Origin of the sequence: Streptomyces sp. HPF1205 (genome assembly GCF_020400825.1) — a bacterium.
GTDB lineage: Bacteria > Actinomycetota > Actinomycetes > Streptomycetales > Streptomycetaceae > Actinacidiphila.
Map to the genome: position 1 here is coordinate 176,021 of NZ_JAINVH010000013.1, position 16,920 is coordinate 192,940.

The 16,920-nt window shown below is 76.0% G+C and carries 9 protein-coding genes; 2 read left to right on the forward strand and 7 right to left on the reverse strand.

The window, feature by feature from the left end:
- Positions 1–26: 26 nt before the first annotated feature.
- Genes K7G61_RS17330 through K7G61_RS17370 form a run of 7 tightly spaced genes read right to left on the reverse strand, consistent with a single transcriptional unit; the run spans position 27 to position 13,835 of the window.
- On the reverse strand, positions 27–1,181 hold the full coding sequence (locus tag K7G61_RS17330) for a TauD/TfdA family dioxygenase (RefSeq protein ID WP_225847769.1): 1,155 nt from the start codon (positions 1,179–1,181) through the stop codon (positions 27–29).
- Complete coding sequence (locus K7G61_RS36475) at positions 1,171–5,499, reverse strand: amino acid adenylation domain-containing protein (RefSeq protein WP_263984486.1); 4,329 nt, start codon at positions 5,497–5,499, stop codon at positions 1,171–1,173. The genes K7G61_RS17330 and K7G61_RS36475 overlap by 11 nt, the downstream gene beginning before the upstream one ends.
- 1 nt (position 5,500) lies before the next feature.
- A complete protein-coding gene (locus tag K7G61_RS17345; protein ID WP_225847770.1) occupies positions 5,501–6,823 on the reverse strand; it encodes an alanine racemase in 1,323 nt (440 codons plus the stop codon).
- Positions 6,820–10,254, reverse strand: coding sequence for an AMP-binding protein (locus tag K7G61_RS36480; RefSeq protein WP_308190653.1), 3,435 nt, complete (start codon positions 10,252–10,254; stop codon positions 6,820–6,822). The genes K7G61_RS17345 and K7G61_RS36480 overlap by 4 nt, the downstream gene beginning before the upstream one ends.
- Positions 10,251–10,880: an FMN-binding negative transcriptional regulator gene (locus K7G61_RS17360; RefSeq protein WP_225847771.1), complete on the reverse strand. Its 630-nt coding sequence runs from the start codon at positions 10,878–10,880 to the stop codon at positions 10,251–10,253. The genes K7G61_RS36480 and K7G61_RS17360 overlap by 4 nt, the downstream gene beginning before the upstream one ends.
- A gap of 2 nt (positions 10,881–10,882) precedes the next feature.
- Positions 10,883–12,085: an acyl-CoA dehydrogenase family protein gene (locus K7G61_RS17365; RefSeq protein WP_225847772.1), complete on the reverse strand. Its 1,203-nt coding sequence runs from the start codon at positions 12,083–12,085 to the stop codon at positions 10,883–10,885.
- Complete coding sequence (locus K7G61_RS17370) at positions 12,075–13,835, reverse strand: class I adenylate-forming enzyme family protein (RefSeq protein ID WP_225847773.1); 1,761 nt, start codon at positions 13,833–13,835, stop codon at positions 12,075–12,077. Before K7G61_RS17370 ends, K7G61_RS17365 begins: the two co-directional genes overlap by 11 nt.
- Before the next feature lie 840 nt (positions 13,836–14,675).
- On the opposite strand from K7G61_RS17370, the gene K7G61_RS17375 reads away from it, so the two are divergent.
- Together K7G61_RS17375 and K7G61_RS17380 are read left to right on the forward strand one after the other, a co-directional pair.
- Entirely contained in the window at positions 14,676–15,425 is a 750-nt protein-coding gene (locus K7G61_RS17375) for an enoyl-CoA hydratase/isomerase family protein (protein ID WP_225847774.1), read from the forward strand.
- 2 nt (positions 15,426–15,427) lie between these two features.
- Complete coding sequence (locus tag K7G61_RS17380) at positions 15,428–16,867, forward strand: asparagine synthase-related protein (protein WP_225847775.1); 1,440 nt, start codon at positions 15,428–15,430, stop codon at positions 16,865–16,867.
- Positions 16,868–16,920 lie beyond the last annotated feature (53 nt).

Sequence of the window (16,920 nt, forward strand, 5' to 3'; positions counted from 1 at the left end):
GCGGGGGGCGCGGGAGGGCGCGGGGCCTACGCCGGCTGCGCCAGCGTGAGCTGCCCGCGGTACAGCACGCGGGTGCCGCCCGGGCTGATGGCGGTGCGTCCGTGCAGGGTGCGCTGGTTGTCGATGACGAGCAGGTCCCCCACCTCCCACCGGTGGGTGTACGCGTAGCGCGGGGCGTGCAGGAACGCGTCGAGCTCGGCGAAGAACCGCTCGGAGGCCGCGCCGTCCATGCCCTTCACCCGCACGTCCCACGACCGCAGGACGCCGGGCGGGAAGGCGGTCGTCAGGTTGAGCGACCTCACCCGGCCGTAGTCGCGGGTCGTGGGGATGGTGTACCAGGACTCGGGGACGGTGGGGAAGTAGCCGCGTTCGGTGACGAGGTACTCCAGTTCGCGCTCCTCGATCACCCGCCGCAGCGCCTCCGGCATCTCCCGCCAGGCGGCGAGCTGGTCGCAGACGAAGGTCTCGCCCGAGCCCGGGGCGTCACTGAACTCGGCGGCGTACAGGATGATCAGGTCGACCCGCTCGCCGACCAGCAGCCCGTCGGTGTGCAGCGGCAGCGGGCCGCGCCCGGTGACGACCTTGCCCTCCTCACGCGAGGCGTTGAGCTTGAGCAGGTCGGCCTGACCCTCGCCGAACCTGTGGTCCACCGTCGTGCCCAGCGAGCGCACCAGCAGCTTGAACTGCTCCTCGTCCAGGGTCAGTCCGCGCATCAGGGCGCAGCCGCTGTCCATCGCCGCCCGGCGGATCCTGGGACCGGCCGCCTCCAGGGTGTCCCCGGGCTCCCAGGGCAGCAGCGCGCCCATCCCGGAGGCGGTCAGGTGCGGGTAGCCGGCGGTGTCGGACACGGGACTCCTCACGTTCGGTTCGTGGCGGGGGACGTGCGGGGGCGCTGCCGGCTCGGACGCGCCCGGTGCGGGCGCTCCCGGCGCCGTCCCGGGCGGGCCCACGGCCGCGAGCTGCGCCGCTATCCGCTCCACCGTCAGCGGCGCGGCGAACAGGCCGTCCATGTCGAGGTCGGCGTCGTACCGGTCCTCCAGGGCGGACAGCACCTGGACGAGTGCCACGGAGTTCACCCCGAGCCCGATCAGGTCCTGGCCGTACGCGGCCTCGGGCACGTCGAACCCGAGCCGCGCCAGCTCCTCGGTGACGGCGGCGCGCGCCCTTGCGTCAGCGCTCACCGGTCCTCCTCTCCACTCGGCTTCCCCGTACTTCCTCGATCGCGGCCGCGACCAGCGTTGAGTTGCCCGGCGCGAACACCTGGAAGTGGCCGCCCGCGAGCGTCACCGTCCGCCCGGCGGGTGCGAGTGCCCGCCAGGCGCCCGGGTCCGGCTCGGCCGGGCCGTCGGCGGCCCGCAGCTCCACCACGGGCACCGCCGACGGCTCGGGCGACCAGGCGCGCAGCAGCGCCAGGTTCTGCCGGTAGACGGCGAACCTGCCGGACAGCGCGGGGTCGGCGGCCACCGTGCCCGCGTCGACGACCGCGCCGGTGGTCAGCCGCACGTCCCGGGCGAACGCGTCGAGCGACGGCTCGCCGGCGCGCGCCGCCGCCGACACCGGAGAGTCGACGCACACCACGCGGTCCACCGCGGCCCCGCGGCCGCGCGCCGCCTCGAAGGCCAGCGCGCCGCCGAACGACCAGCCGCAGAAGACCAGCGGGACCCGCCCGGACAGCACCTCGCGCGGCAGCCGCGCGGTGCACAGGGCGGCCAGCTCCGCCAGCCCGCCCGCCGCGTCGCCCACCGGCGCGTCGAAGCCCACCAGGTGCGTCTCGACGTCGGCGCCCAGCCGTTCCAGCAGCGGCCCGTAGCAGCCGGTGCCCCCGCCGACCGGCGGGAACAGCACCAGCCGCAGGCGCGGCGCCGCGGGCACGCGCGGCCGGTGCGTCCAGATCGCCGAGCGCTCGGCGGATTCCGCCGCCCCGCCCGCCGACTCCCGGCACCGGGCGGCCAGAGCCGCCGCCGTCGGGTCGGCCACGAACTCCCCGAAGGCCACCTGATAGCCGTGCCGCGAGCGCAGCAGCGACAACAGCCGGATCGCGTCGTACGATCCGCCGCCCGCGTCGAAGAAGCCCGCCGCGCCCGGTGGTTCGCCCAGCACCTCGTGCCAGCACGCGGCGACCGCCCGCGCGAAAGGCCCGGCGGCGGCGCCGGGGGCGGCGCCCTCCGGGCCCGCCCGGCCGGGCCCGGCGGCCGGCGCGGGCACCCCGGGCAGCGGCAGCGCGGCCAGCTTGCGCCGATCCACCTTGCCGCTGCCGGTCAGCGGAACGGCGGCCACCTCCACGAGCGCGTCGGGGACCATGTAGGCGGGCAGGGCATGCCGCAGCGCCGCCTCGGCGTCCGCGCGCCAGCCGGCGGCGGCGTCCGGCAGCAGCGTGATGAACGCCACCGGCTTCCTGCGGGCGCCCTCGCCGCGCACGCACACCGCGGCGCCGCGCACTCCCGGGCAGCGCGCCAGCACCTGCTCGATCTCCGCCAGCTCCACCCGGTGCCCGTTGAGCTTGACCTGGGTGTCGGTCCTGCCGAGGAACTCCACCACACCGCCGGGCAGCCGCCTGCCCCGGTCCCCGGTGCGGTACAGCCGGCCGAAGGCCGGGGTGTCGGGAAAGGCCGCCGCGGTCCTCGCCGGGTCGCCGGCGTAGCCGGTGGCCACCCCCGCGCCGCCGATGTGGATCTCGCCGATCTGCCAGTCGGGGCACTCCAGGCCCTCGGCGTCCAGCACGAGGATGCGCTGACCGTGCAGTGCCCGGCCGTAGGGGATGGACCTCCCCCGGGTGTCGGCCTCGCCCACCCGGTGCGCGATGGACCAGATGGACGCCTCGGTGGCGCCCCCCAGGCTGACGACCTGTGCGTGCGGCGCGAGGCGGCGCAGTGCGCCGGGCAGGCTCAGCGCGATCCAGTCGCCGCTGAGCAGGAACGCCCGCACCGACGGCACCGACGCGCCCTCTTCGGCGAGCAGCGACGCCAGCGGCGGCGCGGAGTTCCACACGGTCACGCCGTGCGCGCGCACCAGCCGAACCCAGGCGCCGGGGTCGCGCGCGGTCTCCTCGGACAGCATCACCACGGAACCGCCGCGGGTGAGCGGCCCGAAGATGTCCCACACCGAGAGGTCGAAGCCGATCGAGGACACCGACAGCACGCGGTCCGCCGCGCCGAGCCCCAGCATGCGGTTCACCGCGTCGACGGTGGTGAGGACGGCCGTGTGGGAGATCACCACGCCCTTGGGCTCGCCCGTCGAACCCGAGGTGAAGATGGTGTACGCCGTGGGGCAGCCGGTCGCCGAGGCAGCCTCTGTTCCCTGCGGGGGGTCCCCGGGTTCCTGCGGGGGGTCCTCGGGTTCCTGCGCCACGGCGAGCGCGTGCACACCGCGCCGCGTCCAGCCGTCGGCCGCGTCGCTCCCGGTCAGCGCGAACCGTACGGCTCCGCGCCGCGCGATCGCGTCCAGCCGGCCCTCGGGAAGCCGCACGTCCAGCGGTACGTACTGGCAGCCGGCCAGCAGCGCCCCGAGGACGGCCACCACCTGGCCGCGCCCGCGCGGCAGATGGACCGCGACGCCGTCACCGGGCCGCGCGCCCGCCCGCTCCAGCGTCCGCGCCACCGCCCGCGCCCGGGCGACCAGCGCGCCGTAGCTGAGCGTGCCGTGCGCGTCGTGAACGGCGGGCGCGCCGGGCGCGCCCGCCGCCGTCCGCAGCACCCGCCCGTGCAGGGTGTCGCCGTCGCCCACCGGCCGAACGCCGCTCCGCCCGGCGCCCGAAGCCGTTCCCGTGCCGGCGGCTGGTCCGGCGCCGGCGGCGGGGACTTCGCCGTGAGCCGTGCCCGCGGCCGGGTCTGCGTGCGTGTCGCCGTCTTCGCTCGGGGGTGCGCCCGTGCCTGCGCCTGCGCCCGAGTCCGTGCCCGTGCCCGTGCCCGAGTCCGTACCCGCACCCGCACCCGCCCCCGAGTCCGCGCCCGCGGCCGGGCCCTGGCTCGGCGCCGGTCCCGCGTCGCCGTCGACGCCTTCGCCCAGGGCCCTGACCGCGTCGGCAGCCGTGACCGCGTTCGGCGCCGCGCCCGGAGCTCCGCCCGCCTCCGGAGCAGGGACTCCGTCCGTCACAGTGTCCGCGTCCCGTACGGGGCCCGCGTCCGGCGCCGCACCCCGGTGCTCGCCCTGCCCCGCGCCCGGGGTCCCGCTCCCCGCCCACCTGCCCGGTTCCCGGGTCCACGCCGCCTCCTGCGTGGCCAGCCGCCGGGCGAAGGCGGCGCAGCGTTCCACGAAGTCCTCGCAGAACCCGGCGTCGAAGGCGTCCGCGCGCCAGTCGAAGCCCAGGCGGACGCGGCCGTCGGACTCCAGCACCACCTGGTGGTCGATCAGCACCTGCGGCACCCGCAGCCGCACCTCGTCCCAGCGCCGGACCAGGCCGCGGGCGGTCTCGGCGGCGCCGTCCGCGGTCAGCGCCGTGAAGGCGAAGGGGTGAGCCAGGCGGCGCAGGTCGCCCCCCGGCTCGGCGAGCCGGGTGATCTGCGCGCCGCTGAGCGAGGGGTGCATGGCCTGGCCGAGGTAGCGGCTCTGCACGTCGCGGGCCAGTGCGGCGAAGCTCCGCCCGGCGGTGCCGGGGACCGCCAGCGGCATCGTGCCGCCGTGGTTGCCGAGCGCGTCGTACGCGGGAGCGGCAGGGCGCCGGGAGTAGAGCACGGTGAGGGTGTGCGGGCCCTCGCCCCCGTACCGGCCGAGCACCGTGCCGTACACCGCGAGGAAGGCCATCGCCGGGGTGAGGCCGTGGCGGCGGGCGGTGCCGGTCATGGCGCGTGCCTCGGCGGCGGCGAGGGTGACCACGCGGTGGCCGACGGCGGGTCCGGCATGCCGCCACCCCGGCCGCAACGGAAGTTCCGCGGCGCCCGGCAGATCGGCCGCGCGCTCCCGCCAGTAGCGCAGGTCGCGCTCCGACCGGTCGCGGCCGGCCGGGGCGGCGCCCGGCGGGACCCCGCCGTCCCAATGGTCGGTGGCCAGCGCCGCCAGGAAGCGGTCGAGGGAGGGCGCGTCCATCAGCCACAGCGCGTACACCAGGTGCAGCCGGGCCCGTCCGCCGGCCGTCACCACGACGACCTCCAGCGGCGCCGGGCCGCCGAAGGCGAAGCCGTCGTCGGTCAACCGCCGCCGCACCGCGTCGTTGGCGGCGTCGAACTCGCCCTCCCCGACCCGCAGGACCTCGACCGCGCCATCGCGCGCGTCCCCGGCGTCGTCCGCCGGCCGGGTCGACAGGGAGAGGTCGGCGCCCGCCGCGGTCCGCAGGACCGGGTTCGCGCGCACGAGCCGCCGCAGCCGGGCGCCGATCCCGGCGACCCGCGCCGGATCGAGGTCGCAGGGCAGGTAGTAGCGCGCGGGCCCGCGCAGTTCCATGCCGTCCTGCTCGCCGACGAGGTAGGCGCGCTGGATCGGGCTCAGCATGTCCTGGGTCAGCGCGTCGGGGCATCGGGTGCCGGTCCCGTCCCCGGCCCGCGTGCGCTCGGTGGCCGTCCCCATCTCAGTAGACGATCTCTCGTACGGCCTCGCGGCTGAGGAAGCCCGCGGGACTGAACGTCGGGCCGTACGCGCCCACCCCGGAGAACGCCAGCAGGTCGCCCGGCTCCACCGGGGGCAGCGCGACGTCCTCGGCGAGGACGTCCAGCTGGGAGCACAGCGGGCCGGTCACCCAGGTGCGCCGCGGCCCGCCCGGGCGGGCCGGGCCGAGGGCGGAGACCAGGGGTTCGCCGCGCCGGCCGCCGGCGATCAGGCGGCCGGCGATCGCCACGTGGTTCATCCCGGCGTCGACCAGGACGTAGTGCCGGCCGTCGACCACTTTGGTGTCCAGCACGGTGGTCAGCAGGCTGCCGGCCGGACCGGCGAGGGCGCGGCCGTACTCGCACACCACCGCGGTGCCGCCGGGCACCCCCGCGGGGGCGTCCGCGCCCGCGGCGGTCAGCGCCGCCCAGTCCACCGGCGGGTCGCCGGCGCACCACGGCATGGCGATGCCGCCGCCGACGTCCACGAAGTCCAGGCGCAGCGCGTATCGTTCGGCGACGTCGAGCGCCCGGCGCAGCGCGCTCGCCCGGGCCGCGAGGATCACCCGCGCGTCGCTGTACTGCGAGCCCCAGAACAGGTGCAGTCCGCTGATCGCCAGCGACGACCCGCGCAGGACCTCCACGGCTTCGGCCAGGTCCTCCTGCGGGACGCCGAAATGGTTCGGCGCGGGCGCGGTACCGGGGTCGCGGGCCGGATAGGGCGCGTTGAGCCGCAGCACGGCCCGCCCGCCCACCCCCAGCTCGGCGGCTACCTGCGCGAACAGCCTGGCCTGCCGTACGGACTCGACCGTCACCGCGACCCCGGCGGCCAGTGCCGCCGCCGCCTCCGGCCGTGACTTGGCGGGGCCGGTGAACAGGATCGAGGCCGCAGGCATGGACGCGTTCAGCGCCGTCTCCAGCTCGGCCGTGGAGCAGACGTCGAAGCCGTCCACGAGCGCCGCCAGCGCGCCCACCACACCGGGGTGCGGGTTGGCCTTCAGCGAGTAGTACAGCCGCGCGCCGGCCGGTGAGGCGGCCCTGACCCGGGCCGCACCGGCCCGCAGCGCGTCGCGGCTGTACACGTACACCGGGGTGCCGCCGGCCCGGTGCACCAGCAGGCGCGCCTCACGCTCGGCCGGCGGCGCGTGGACGCCGGTGCCCGGCTGCGCCTGGACGCCGGTGCCCGGCGGCGGCGCCGAGGCGCCGTCGGCGGCGGGTGCCGCGCGCCCGTCCGGGCCCGGACGGCCCGCCGCGGCCGTACCGCCTTGCGGCGACGTGTCGGGGACGGCCGTGCCGAAGGTGCTCATGTCCGGTCCTCCTCCGCCTCGCGCAGCGCCCGGAGCACGCGATCGTGCACCCGCTCGACGACATCCGTGCCCGCCACGCGGATCCCCCGCCGGTAGTAGTAGGTGAGCGCCATCTCCGCGCCCGACACCTGGACCTCGCCCTGCAGTTGGTAGCGCAGGGAGCGGCCCAGCGGCCGGGGGCTCCACTGCCCGAGGTCGTGGGCGCGCCGGCCGCGCGGTCGCGGATGCTGGTTGAACAGCACGGTCGACAGCGGGAAGTCCCCGGAACGGGCCAGCCCGAGGTCCTCGGCGCGCTGGTCGAACTCCCAGCCGCTGTGCGCGACTCCCGCCTCCAGCTGCCGTGCGAACTCCCGTGCCCGCTCCACGAGCCGGGTGTGCTCCCCGCCGCGGACCGCCAGCTGGCTCATGAACATCCCCGCCGTGGCCGCGTTCGTCTCCCCGCGCACCTGAACCGGTACGACGATCGTCAGCGGATCCACGCCGAAGACGGCCGCCACCGCGCGGTCGTACGCGGCCAGCAGCACCGTGAAGACGGAGACGCCCGCTGCCGCGGCCAGCCGGTGCGCGGTCCGGGTCGCGCCGACGCCGAACGGCAGCGACAGCAGCATCCCCTCCCGCGCCTCGGGGCCCGGGGCCTGCGGCAGGGCGACCTGCCCGGCTCCCGCGAGCAGCGCGCGCCAGTAGCCGGCGTCGGGGGAGGGGCCCGCGGTCCGCTCGGTGGCCCGGCAGTAGTCGCGGTAGCGCTGCGGCGCGGGCGCCTCGGGAAGGCGGCCGCCCATCAGGGCCGTGGCGAGTTCACCGGCGAGCAGGTCCATGCTCAGGCCGTCCACGAACAGGTGATGCCCGACCAGCACCACCGAGGCCGCGCCCGCGCCCGGGACCAGGACCGCCCTGATCGCGGGCGCGGATCGCGGGTCGATCAGGCGCGAGACGGCCTCGACCCGCGCCTGCTGGACGAGGGCGCGGTGCGGGTCCCGGCCCGGCGCTCCGCCCGCCGGGGCGTGGTGCACGGTCACCTCACAGCGCAGCGACGCCGCGTCGGTGTGCACCAGCCGCCGCCAGTCGGCGGTCAGGGCGAGCCGGAGCGCGTCGTGCCGGGCCACCAGGGCGTCGAGCGCGGCGCGTACCTCCGCGGGTCCGACCTCCCGCCCGACGGCCACCTCCCGGGACAGGTTGCACCAGTCGGCGTTGCCGTCGGCCATGCAGACGGCCATGTAGGCGAGCTGGCGCGTGGACAGCGGGACGGTGCCGGGTGCGTCGGCGGCGGCCGGGCCCGGCACGTCGCCGGCGGGGACCGCGGGTACGGGCGCCGCGCCCTGCCGGTCGCGGGCCGCCTGCTCGACGGCCCTCGCGAGCGAGGCCACGTCGCGCAGCTCGTAGCAGTCCCGCACCGACAGCCGTACGCCGAAGGACCGGTCGACGGCCAGCACCAGCTCCATCATGTCCAGCGAGGTCAGCCCGGCGTCGACGAAGGACGTGTCCGCGCCGAGCGGTCCCGCGGCGGCTTCGACGATCCTGAGAAGCGAGCGCCGCGTGTCGGCGGGGGCCGGTGCGGGACCGTCCGGGGAGGGCGGCTGCGCGGGGCCGGCGAGGGCGGCGGTCAGCGACTGACGGTCGACCTTCCCGCTGCGCAGCAACGGCAGTTCGGCCCGCACGTGCACCCGCGGGCGCGGCACGCCCACCCGCGCGGCGGCCTGCGACACCTGCTCGCGCAGCGTGCCGTACGCCTCGGGAGCCAGGTCGGCGGCGACGAACGCGTGCGGGCCCTGGTGGTCGACGACCGCGCACTGCCGTACGCCCGGCAGGTCCTCCACCGCGTCGACGAACCGGTGGTACGACACCCGCCGGCCCGCCACCTTCAGGTCGTCGCCCAGCCGGCCGGCGATGTGCAGATCGCCGGCCGCGTCCAGGAACCCCAGGTCGCCGGTGCGCAGCACCGCCGGCATCGGGTCGACGTCGGGCCCGTCCCGCCGCGGGCCGTCCGGCGCGGTGGAGTCCGGCGCGGGGGAGTCCGGCGTGCGTGTGTCCGGCGTGCGTGTGTCCGGCGGGGTGGAGTCCGGCGTGCGTGTGTCCGGCGGGGTGGAGTCCGGTGCGGGGGAGTCCGGTGTGCGTGTGTGCGGCGGGGTGGAGTCCGGCGGGGTGGAGTCCGGCGTGCGTGTGTGCGGCGTGCGTGTGTCCGGTGCGGGGGAGTCCGGCGTGCGTGTGTCCGGCGTGCGTGAGCCGGGCGCGGCCGCGCCGGACGCGAGGGTGCCGAGCCTGAGTGTTCCCAGTGCGGGAGCCGACGAGGTGATCAGCACCTCCCCGCGGCCCTCGGCGTCCGGCCGGTCGATCGTCACGGTGACCCCGGGCCGCGGCCGGCCCACCGGCAGCCCGTGCCCCGGCCCGGCGTCCCCGGCGCGCACCCCGCGCCGGAAGAGCTGGGCCAGGGTGCCTTCGGTCAGGCCGTAGAGGTTGACCAGTTCGGCGCCGGGCGCGAGCCGGGCCCACTGGCCGGCCACCCGCGCGGGGAGCACCTCGCCCGCGAAGAAGCCCAGCCGCAGCCGGTCGAGGCGGTGCGACCCCGCCTCCAGCACGTCGGCGACGCGGCGGGCCAGCGAGGGCACGAGGAAGAGGAGCGTGGGGCGGCTGTCCGCGAGGTGCCGGGCGAGTGCCGGCAGGTCGAGCTGGACGTCGACGTCGGGCAGGGACAGCCGGCCGCCTGCCGCCAGCACGGCCAGCAGCTCCCGCAGCGAGGGGTCGAAGTTCACCCGGGTCGCGGCCGCGCACACGTCGTCCGGGCCCAGGGCGAACTCGCGGACGAACCACGAAAGGAACGCGTGCAGCCCCGACCTGCTCCCGACCACGGCCTTGGGCGCGCCGGTGGACCCGGAGGTGGGCAGCAGATAGCCGGCGTCGGCGTCGCGGTGGCGCCCGCCGGCGCGGGCCCCGGCGCCGCCGTCGTACGCGGTCGGGGTCGCGGTGTCCAGGACGACGCGGCCGGTCGCCGCGTCGAGAACGAGCTCGCCGGGGCGCACCGAGCCGCCCGGGTGCACGGAGTCCGGGTGCACGGAGTCCGGATACCCGGCGCCCTGGTACTGCTCGACGGTGGAGACGTCGCTGGACACCACCAGCGCGGGTTTGGCGGCCTGTTCCGCCCAGGCGTACCCGCCGGGGGTGAGCCCCGTGTCGACCGGGACCGGCACCGCGCCGCACCGCAGCGACGCCAGCAGCCCCACCACGTACGCCGGGCACAGCGGCCCGAGCAGCAGGAGGTGGCGTCCTCGCGCGTCCGCCGCGGCCAGCCGGTCCGTCAGCTCGTCGACCGCCGACACCAGCGCTGCGTACGTCAGTGCGGCGCCGCGCCAGGTCAGCGCGATGTCCGCGGAAGGGGCGAGGCCGAGCAGGAGCGCCAGGTCGTCGCCGCGCGCGGTCCGCGGCGCGGTGGCGGTCACGAGGCGGGCTCGGTCGGCGGGTCCAGGACCAGCCGGGCCAGCTCGCGGCGGGCGCTGTCGTCGCCGGCGGCCAGGGCCGCGGCCAGGCTCTCCGTGCCGCCCTTGCGCTGGTTGAGCCGGAAGCAGGAGGTGAGCACGGGGTCCAGCAGCCGGAAGCCGACGATCTCCTTGAGGTACGTCGAGCTGAGTTCGGCGGGTATCTCCTCCAGCGTCCAGGTCGAGCCCTCGACCGCCTGCCCCTGGAGGCGGTCGATGAGCGTGACGACGTCCGCGCGGGTCCGCTCGGGGTCGCTCAGCTCCAGCCGGCCGGAGATCTCGACGGCGCAGTACAGCCAGGTCGGTATGCGGCTGCGGGTGCCGAACCACTCCGCGGGCACGTAGGTGTCCGGGCCCAGCACGGTGATCGTGGCCGGCGGCCCGTCGGCGAACGCCTCGTGCATGGCGTTGGCGCGCGCCACGTGGCCCGCCACGAACAGCCGGCCGTCGGCCGCCTCGCGCAGGTCGACGGGCAGCGGCGAGGTGAACACCCTGCCGCGGTGGAAGGTGGCCAGCACCCCGAAGGACCGGGCGCGCACGAAGCCGCACATGGCGGGCAGCGGAAGACTGAACTGGTCCTTGGTGTACATGCCTACGCGCGGTCCCTCAGCTCGGGGTCGAGCAGTTCCAGTCCGGTGCCTTCGCGCGCGCCGCGCTGCGGCGGGTGGAAGGCGATCGCGTGGAGCGCGCCGGCCAGTGTGGCGGGCAGGCCGGTGCGCGCGAAGACGCCGCCGCCCGCCGCACGCAGCAACTCGCCGCCGATGCCGCCCAGTTCGTCCTCGATCCGGTCCCTGGCGCGCACGGCGAGGTTGAGCAGGTCGCGGGTGGGCGCGCCGTCGTCGACCGCGCGGGCCGCGGCCAGGAGGTCCTCCTCCAGGTCCCGCAGGTGCTCCACCGCGTCGTTCCACCGCCGCGAACCGGCCCGCCGGTCCTCGGCGGTGAACCCGGCGAGGCACTGCGCGACCCCCAGGTAGGAGGCGCCGATCAGCAGCTGGAACCACAGGTAGCAGTCGGCCGCGAAGCGCGCGCCGGTCCGCCCGCGCAGCGGGAAGACCCGGTCGCCCGCCACGCGCACCCGCGTCAGCCGCACCGCGTGGCTCTCGGCGGCGAGGAATACGGGGCTGCGCCAGAACGGCTCGCGGGTCAGACCCGCGGCCGCCGCGGGGACGAAGACCTGGGCGTGGCCGTCGAAGGAGCCGTCGGGCGCCCGCACTTCGGCCATGAGCGACATCACGTCCATGCTGGCCGACAGGCTGCACGGCCGTTTGAGACCGCTGACGACGAACCCGCTGCCGTTGCCGTCGCGGACCGCGGTGCTGCCGAGTGTGCGCAGGTCCCGGCCGGGCGTGGACTCCGCGCCGCCGGAGGCGACGAGCCGGGCGCCGCCGGCGATGTCGCGCAGGATGACGGTGGCGGCGCGTGCGGACCCGGTCTCCTCGGCGGCGTCCGCCGCGCCCGCGCCCGCGCCCGTGCCCGTGCCCGTGCCCGCGGACCGTGCGACCTGCCCGAGCGCCGCGATCTTGTAGTGGTGCATGGTCGTGGCCACGGCCGCGGAGGGGGCCAGGCTGCCCAGCGCGACCTGGAAGCGTACGGCATCGGCCGCCGACGCCCCGCCGCCGCCGCACGTCTCCGGTACGAGCATCGCGGTGGCGCGGCTCTCCTTCAGCGCGGCGAAGACCGGGCCCGCGTCCGTCTCGTGCTCCTCGGGCGGCCTGGCCGCCAGCTTCGCGTAGAGGCCGTCCGCCACCGCGTCGAGCCGGTCCGCGGCGCGGTCCGCCGCCACCTCACCGCGCATCGCGCGCCCCCTCCTCAGCCGCGTCGCGCAGGATCGCGCGCACCGCGGCGTAGTCCGTCTTGCCCAGCGCCGTACGCGGCAGCGCGCCGGCCGTCCGGTAGCGCTGCGGCAGTTGAGGGGGCAGCAGGCGCGCGCCGAGCGTCCGGCGCACCGCGGCCAGGTCGAAACCGGGCCCGGGCACGAGCAGCGCGGCGACCCGCTCGGAGCCGTCCTCGCCGGGCACGCCCGCCACCGCGCTGTCGCGGACACCCGGACACTCGCGCAGCGCCGCCTCGACCTCCAGCGGGCTCACCTTGCTGCCGGACACGTTCACGAAGCCGGACAGCCGTCCGCGCACGTACCAGCCGTCCGGATCGGCCCGCAGCACGTCGTGGGTGCGCAGCCAGCCGTCCTGGAACATCACGGCGGTGGCGGCGGGATCGCGGTAGTAGCCGCGGGCGAGTGCGGGGCCGCGCACGTACAGCTCGTGCAGCCGCTCCCCGTCCTCGCCGTCGTCCCCGCTCCCGTCCCCGCCGCCGTCCCCGGGGACGCCACCGTGCCCGTACCCGTCCGTGTCGTCCGCGAACTCCTCCAGCCGCCACTGCACGCCGCTCACCGGCAGGCCGATCGAGCCGCCGCCCAGGTAGTCGCGGTCGAAGCAGATCACGCCGATCTCGGACAGGCCGTACACCTGCCGCAGGGGGATGCCGAAGCGCTCGGTGAACCGCCGCTGTGTGGCGACCGGGAGGGGCGCGCTGCCGGAGATCACGGTCCGCAGCGAGGCCAGCGAGCCGTCCGGCACGGCCTGGGCATCGGTGAGCATCTGGTACATGACGGGCAGGCCGCTGACCACGGTGACGCCGTGCCGGAGGATCCGACGGGCCATCCCGCGCCCGGTGAGCCGGTCGCCGCGGGCGAAGACGACGGTGGCGCCCGCGGTCAGCGCCGGCAGCGTCAGCACGTCGATGCCGTGGCAGTGGTCGAGCGGCAGTGCGCACAACACCACGTCGGAGGAGGTGAGTCGCAGGTCGCCGCCCCACAGCCGGACCCTCGCGGCGATCGCGCTCTGGCTCATCACGATGCCCTTCGGCTCGCCGGTCGACCCGGAGGTGCAGTGGACCACGAAGTCACCGGGGCGGTAGCCCTCCGCCGCGCGTGCACGGCGGGCGTCGCGGCCGGGGAGCGGTCGCAGGACGAAACCCGCCGAGGGGCGGTCCTCGTCCTGGCCTTCGCCCGCAACGCCTTCCGCAACGCCTTCCGCGGCCTCGCGCCCGTCCCCGTGCCCGTCCCCGCGCCCGTCCCCGTCCTCGTGCCCGTCCTCGTCCTCGTGCGCGGCTCCCTCCGCGCCGGGCCGGTCCCTGCCGACCGCCAGCCAGGACACGTCGAACCGCTCGGCGTTACGGGCCAGTTGCTCGTCGGACAGGCGGCTGTCCAGCAGGACGGCCACCAGGCCGAGCCGGGCCGCCGCGAGGTAGCAGGCCAGAAAGGTGGCCGGGTCGTCGACCGCCAGGCCGAGCACGTCCGGCCGTCCCAGCGGCGCCAGCCGCCGGGCAGCGGCGTCCACACCGGCCAGCAGTGCCTGGTAGCTGACCGGCTCGCCGTCGTATCCGGTCAGGGCGTGGGCCTGGGGGTGGCGGCGCGCGGCGGCCTCGAAGGCGTCGTGCAGGGGCCGCGGTCCCTCGTACGGCGGGGGCGGGTCGCCGGCCGCGTACGGGTCGGTGCCGCCCGCCGCTACGGCGCGGGCCGCGGTCGCGGGGGCCGGGTTCGTCACGGCGGAGTTCCTCCACGGTGGTGGCTGTCGGACCTGGCGGTGCTCTCGGACCTGGCGGTGCTCTCGGCGGTCAGGACGTTAGCGCCGTTCCGGAGTTCGCGGAAGCGTTTCGCGGAATTGCGGAGCCGGGCGCGAACCGCCGGCGCGGCAATGGTGACGCACCCGCGCACGGCGCCCGCGGGAAAATCCGCGGTGTCGGCAGGAAAGGCCAGGAGAAACCCTGGGCGCGCGTGAAGAACCCCACCCCCGGAATTCGGCGCCGGCTTTCGACCGCCGGCGTGACGTCGTCGCTTTTCGTCCACCCGGCGAGGCTCGTCAGCGGTCCGCCGTCCTGCCCCGGACGAAAGCACGGAACTCCGCGGGATGACAAGACGCCATCCGCATGCCGAGAAGCGTCAAATGGGGGCATCGCCGCCCTTTTCGCGCTCCCGTCCCGAGTGTCCGAGCGGTCGGAGTGGCCGGTTTTCCACTGATGCCGGCCGACGGCTCCCGCGCCGCCCGTCCGGCCGAATTCCGGCGTTCTGCCAGGTCGTACGGCAGGTGCTCACCGCGCCCCGAACGTCGGGCCCCGGCGGGTCGGCGAGGGAGCGCGGGAATTCGGCCATGTTGCATGAATATTCTGTAGCCTGCACGCTTTCGAGAGCGGTCGTGTGCTTGGTGAGGTGTCTGAGGCGCGCCGGACCGGGAGAGATCCACATCAAGTCCCGCCGCGAGTGATTCATGTCACACAAACTTACTGCATAAATATGTTCTATCGTGTGGGAGTTTTCGGAGGGCGGAGACATACGGCGAACGTGTCTGGGAGGGCGTGTGTCGGCGACCGGCGCTGCGACGGCGACCATGGAATGCCGCATCCTGACGGGAGGTGTCGCCCTGGTCGAATTCTCTCAGGCGCACGAGCAGAATCCCTTCAGCCGGGCCCGCATGCGGGAACTCACCGGCCTCATGCTGGAGATCGACCGTGATCCCGCCGTCGGATGCGTCGTCCTCTACGGCGGTCCGGGGCGTTCCTTCGGCGCGGGAGGTGATTTCCACGAGGTCTCGGAATTCTCCGGGGGCGACGAGGTGGACGCCTGGATCGACGACATCACGGCTCTTTACAGCACGCTCGCGGGCATCAGCAAGCCGGTGATCGCCGCGATCGACGGATTCGCGATCGGAGTCGGGCTGCAGATCGCCCTGTGCTGCGACCTGCGCATCGGCAGTATTGCCGCGACGCTGGTGATGCCGGAGTTCCGGGTCGGCATCGCCTGCAATTTCGGCGGCTACATGCTGGAGACGGTGGTCGGCCGCAGCGTCATGCAGGAAATGCTCTACACCTGTGCGGAATGGCCCGCCGAACGTGCGCTGGCCGACCGGCTGCTGCACGAGGTGACCCAGCCGGCGGACTTGCTGGAGTGCGCCCTGCGGCACGGCCGGCGCATCGCCGGCTACACCCCGGCCGCCGTCCGCTCGACCCGGGCCCGGGTCAACGGCCCCTACGTGGAGGGGCTGCGCCGGGTCTGCGAGGAGGGCAAACGCTCCCACCGCGCGGCGTTCTCCGCCGGCGAGGCCCAGCAGCGCATGCGCCGGATCATCGGAAAGGCGTAGCCGTGACCCCCCACAGCAGATGGTGCGTCGTCGCCAATGTGCCCGTACCGGGCCTGGCCCCCGCAGCCCTGCACGCCGACCTCGGCGGCGTCCAGGCGTACTACCGCGGTCCGCTCGGCGCCGTACTGCCCGCGGATCCGCCCTTCGTCCTCGACGTCCGCACCATGAGCGTCGTGCCCGGCGAGGCCCCGGACGCGGAAGCCGCCGCGGACGGTGCGCGTCCGGGTCCGCCAGGAGGCGCGACGGTGCTGCGGGCGGACGCCGACGCCGTCACCGTCCGTGTCTCGGCCCTCAGCGAGGACCCCCTCTACTTCGCGGCCAACCGCCTGTGCGGCCGGTTCGCCTACTTCACCGACCTGCTGCTCGCCGCACTCGTCCTGCCCGCGCTCGGCCTGCCCGTCGAGGTGCAGCCGCACCCGGAGCCCGGGCTGGTCCGGGGCGTACGAAGGCTCCCGCACTCCGCGACCGCCCGTACGTACCGCACCGCCGGCGGCTGGGTGAACGAGGTCCGCGACGAGCCGGATCCGCTCGACGGCTTCCGCGCCCCGCACCGGCGGGACCCTGTGGCCGCGGGCGAGGCGCAGATCCAGGCGCTGTCCGAGGAGATCGCCCGGATCGGCGCGACCGCCCCCGCCGGATGCGCCACCCTGCTGTCGGGCGGCATCGACTCCGGCACCGTGACCTGGCTCGCGGCGGCCGGCGGCCTGTCCGTCGCCCCCTACAGCGTGGCCACCCCGTGGGGCGACGAACTGGACGACGCCGCGGAGTTGTGCGCCGAGGCCGGTCTCACCCTGCACCCCGTGCACCTCACCGAGGAGGAGATCGTCTCCTCCATACCCGAGGCGATCCGCTGGCTGGGCTGCGCCGAGCCCGAGGTCGTCGAAGTCGCCCTGACCGCCACCGCCGTCCAGCGGACCGGCGCCGTACCCGGGGAGCGGGTGCTGATCACCGGGTACGGCAGCGACCTGATCAACGCCGGCCTGTACCGCCCCTACACCCGCCCCGAGGAGCTGACCGGCCAGGTCCTCGCCGCCGTCGACGCCACCCGCCGTACCGGCGAGCTGTCCCGGCGCATGGCGCTGGCCTACGGCACCGCCGTCAGCCACCCGTTCTGGTCGTGGCCGGTCATGCGGGTCGCGCTGGAGACCGCACCCGAGTGCAAGGTCGTCGACGGGCGGGAGAAGTACCACCTGCGCACGGCCATGGCGACCCGGGTGCCGGCCGCTGTCGCCTGGCGCCGCAAGATCGCGGTCCACCACGGCGGGGGCCTCCAGCAGGGCGTCGTCCGCCGCCTGGAGAAGGAGACGGGCAGCCGGGACCGGCACACCCTGTATCGGGCGTGCTTCGCCGAACTCCTGGACCTGGCCGCCGAGTCCTCCTTCGACGCCCCCGACCCCGCCGTACTCCTCACCCGCGCGATCACCCGCGCCACCGGCTCCTGAGGCCGCCGGCCGCGTCGCGCCACCACTGACGGCTCCACCCAGCAGGACCGGGG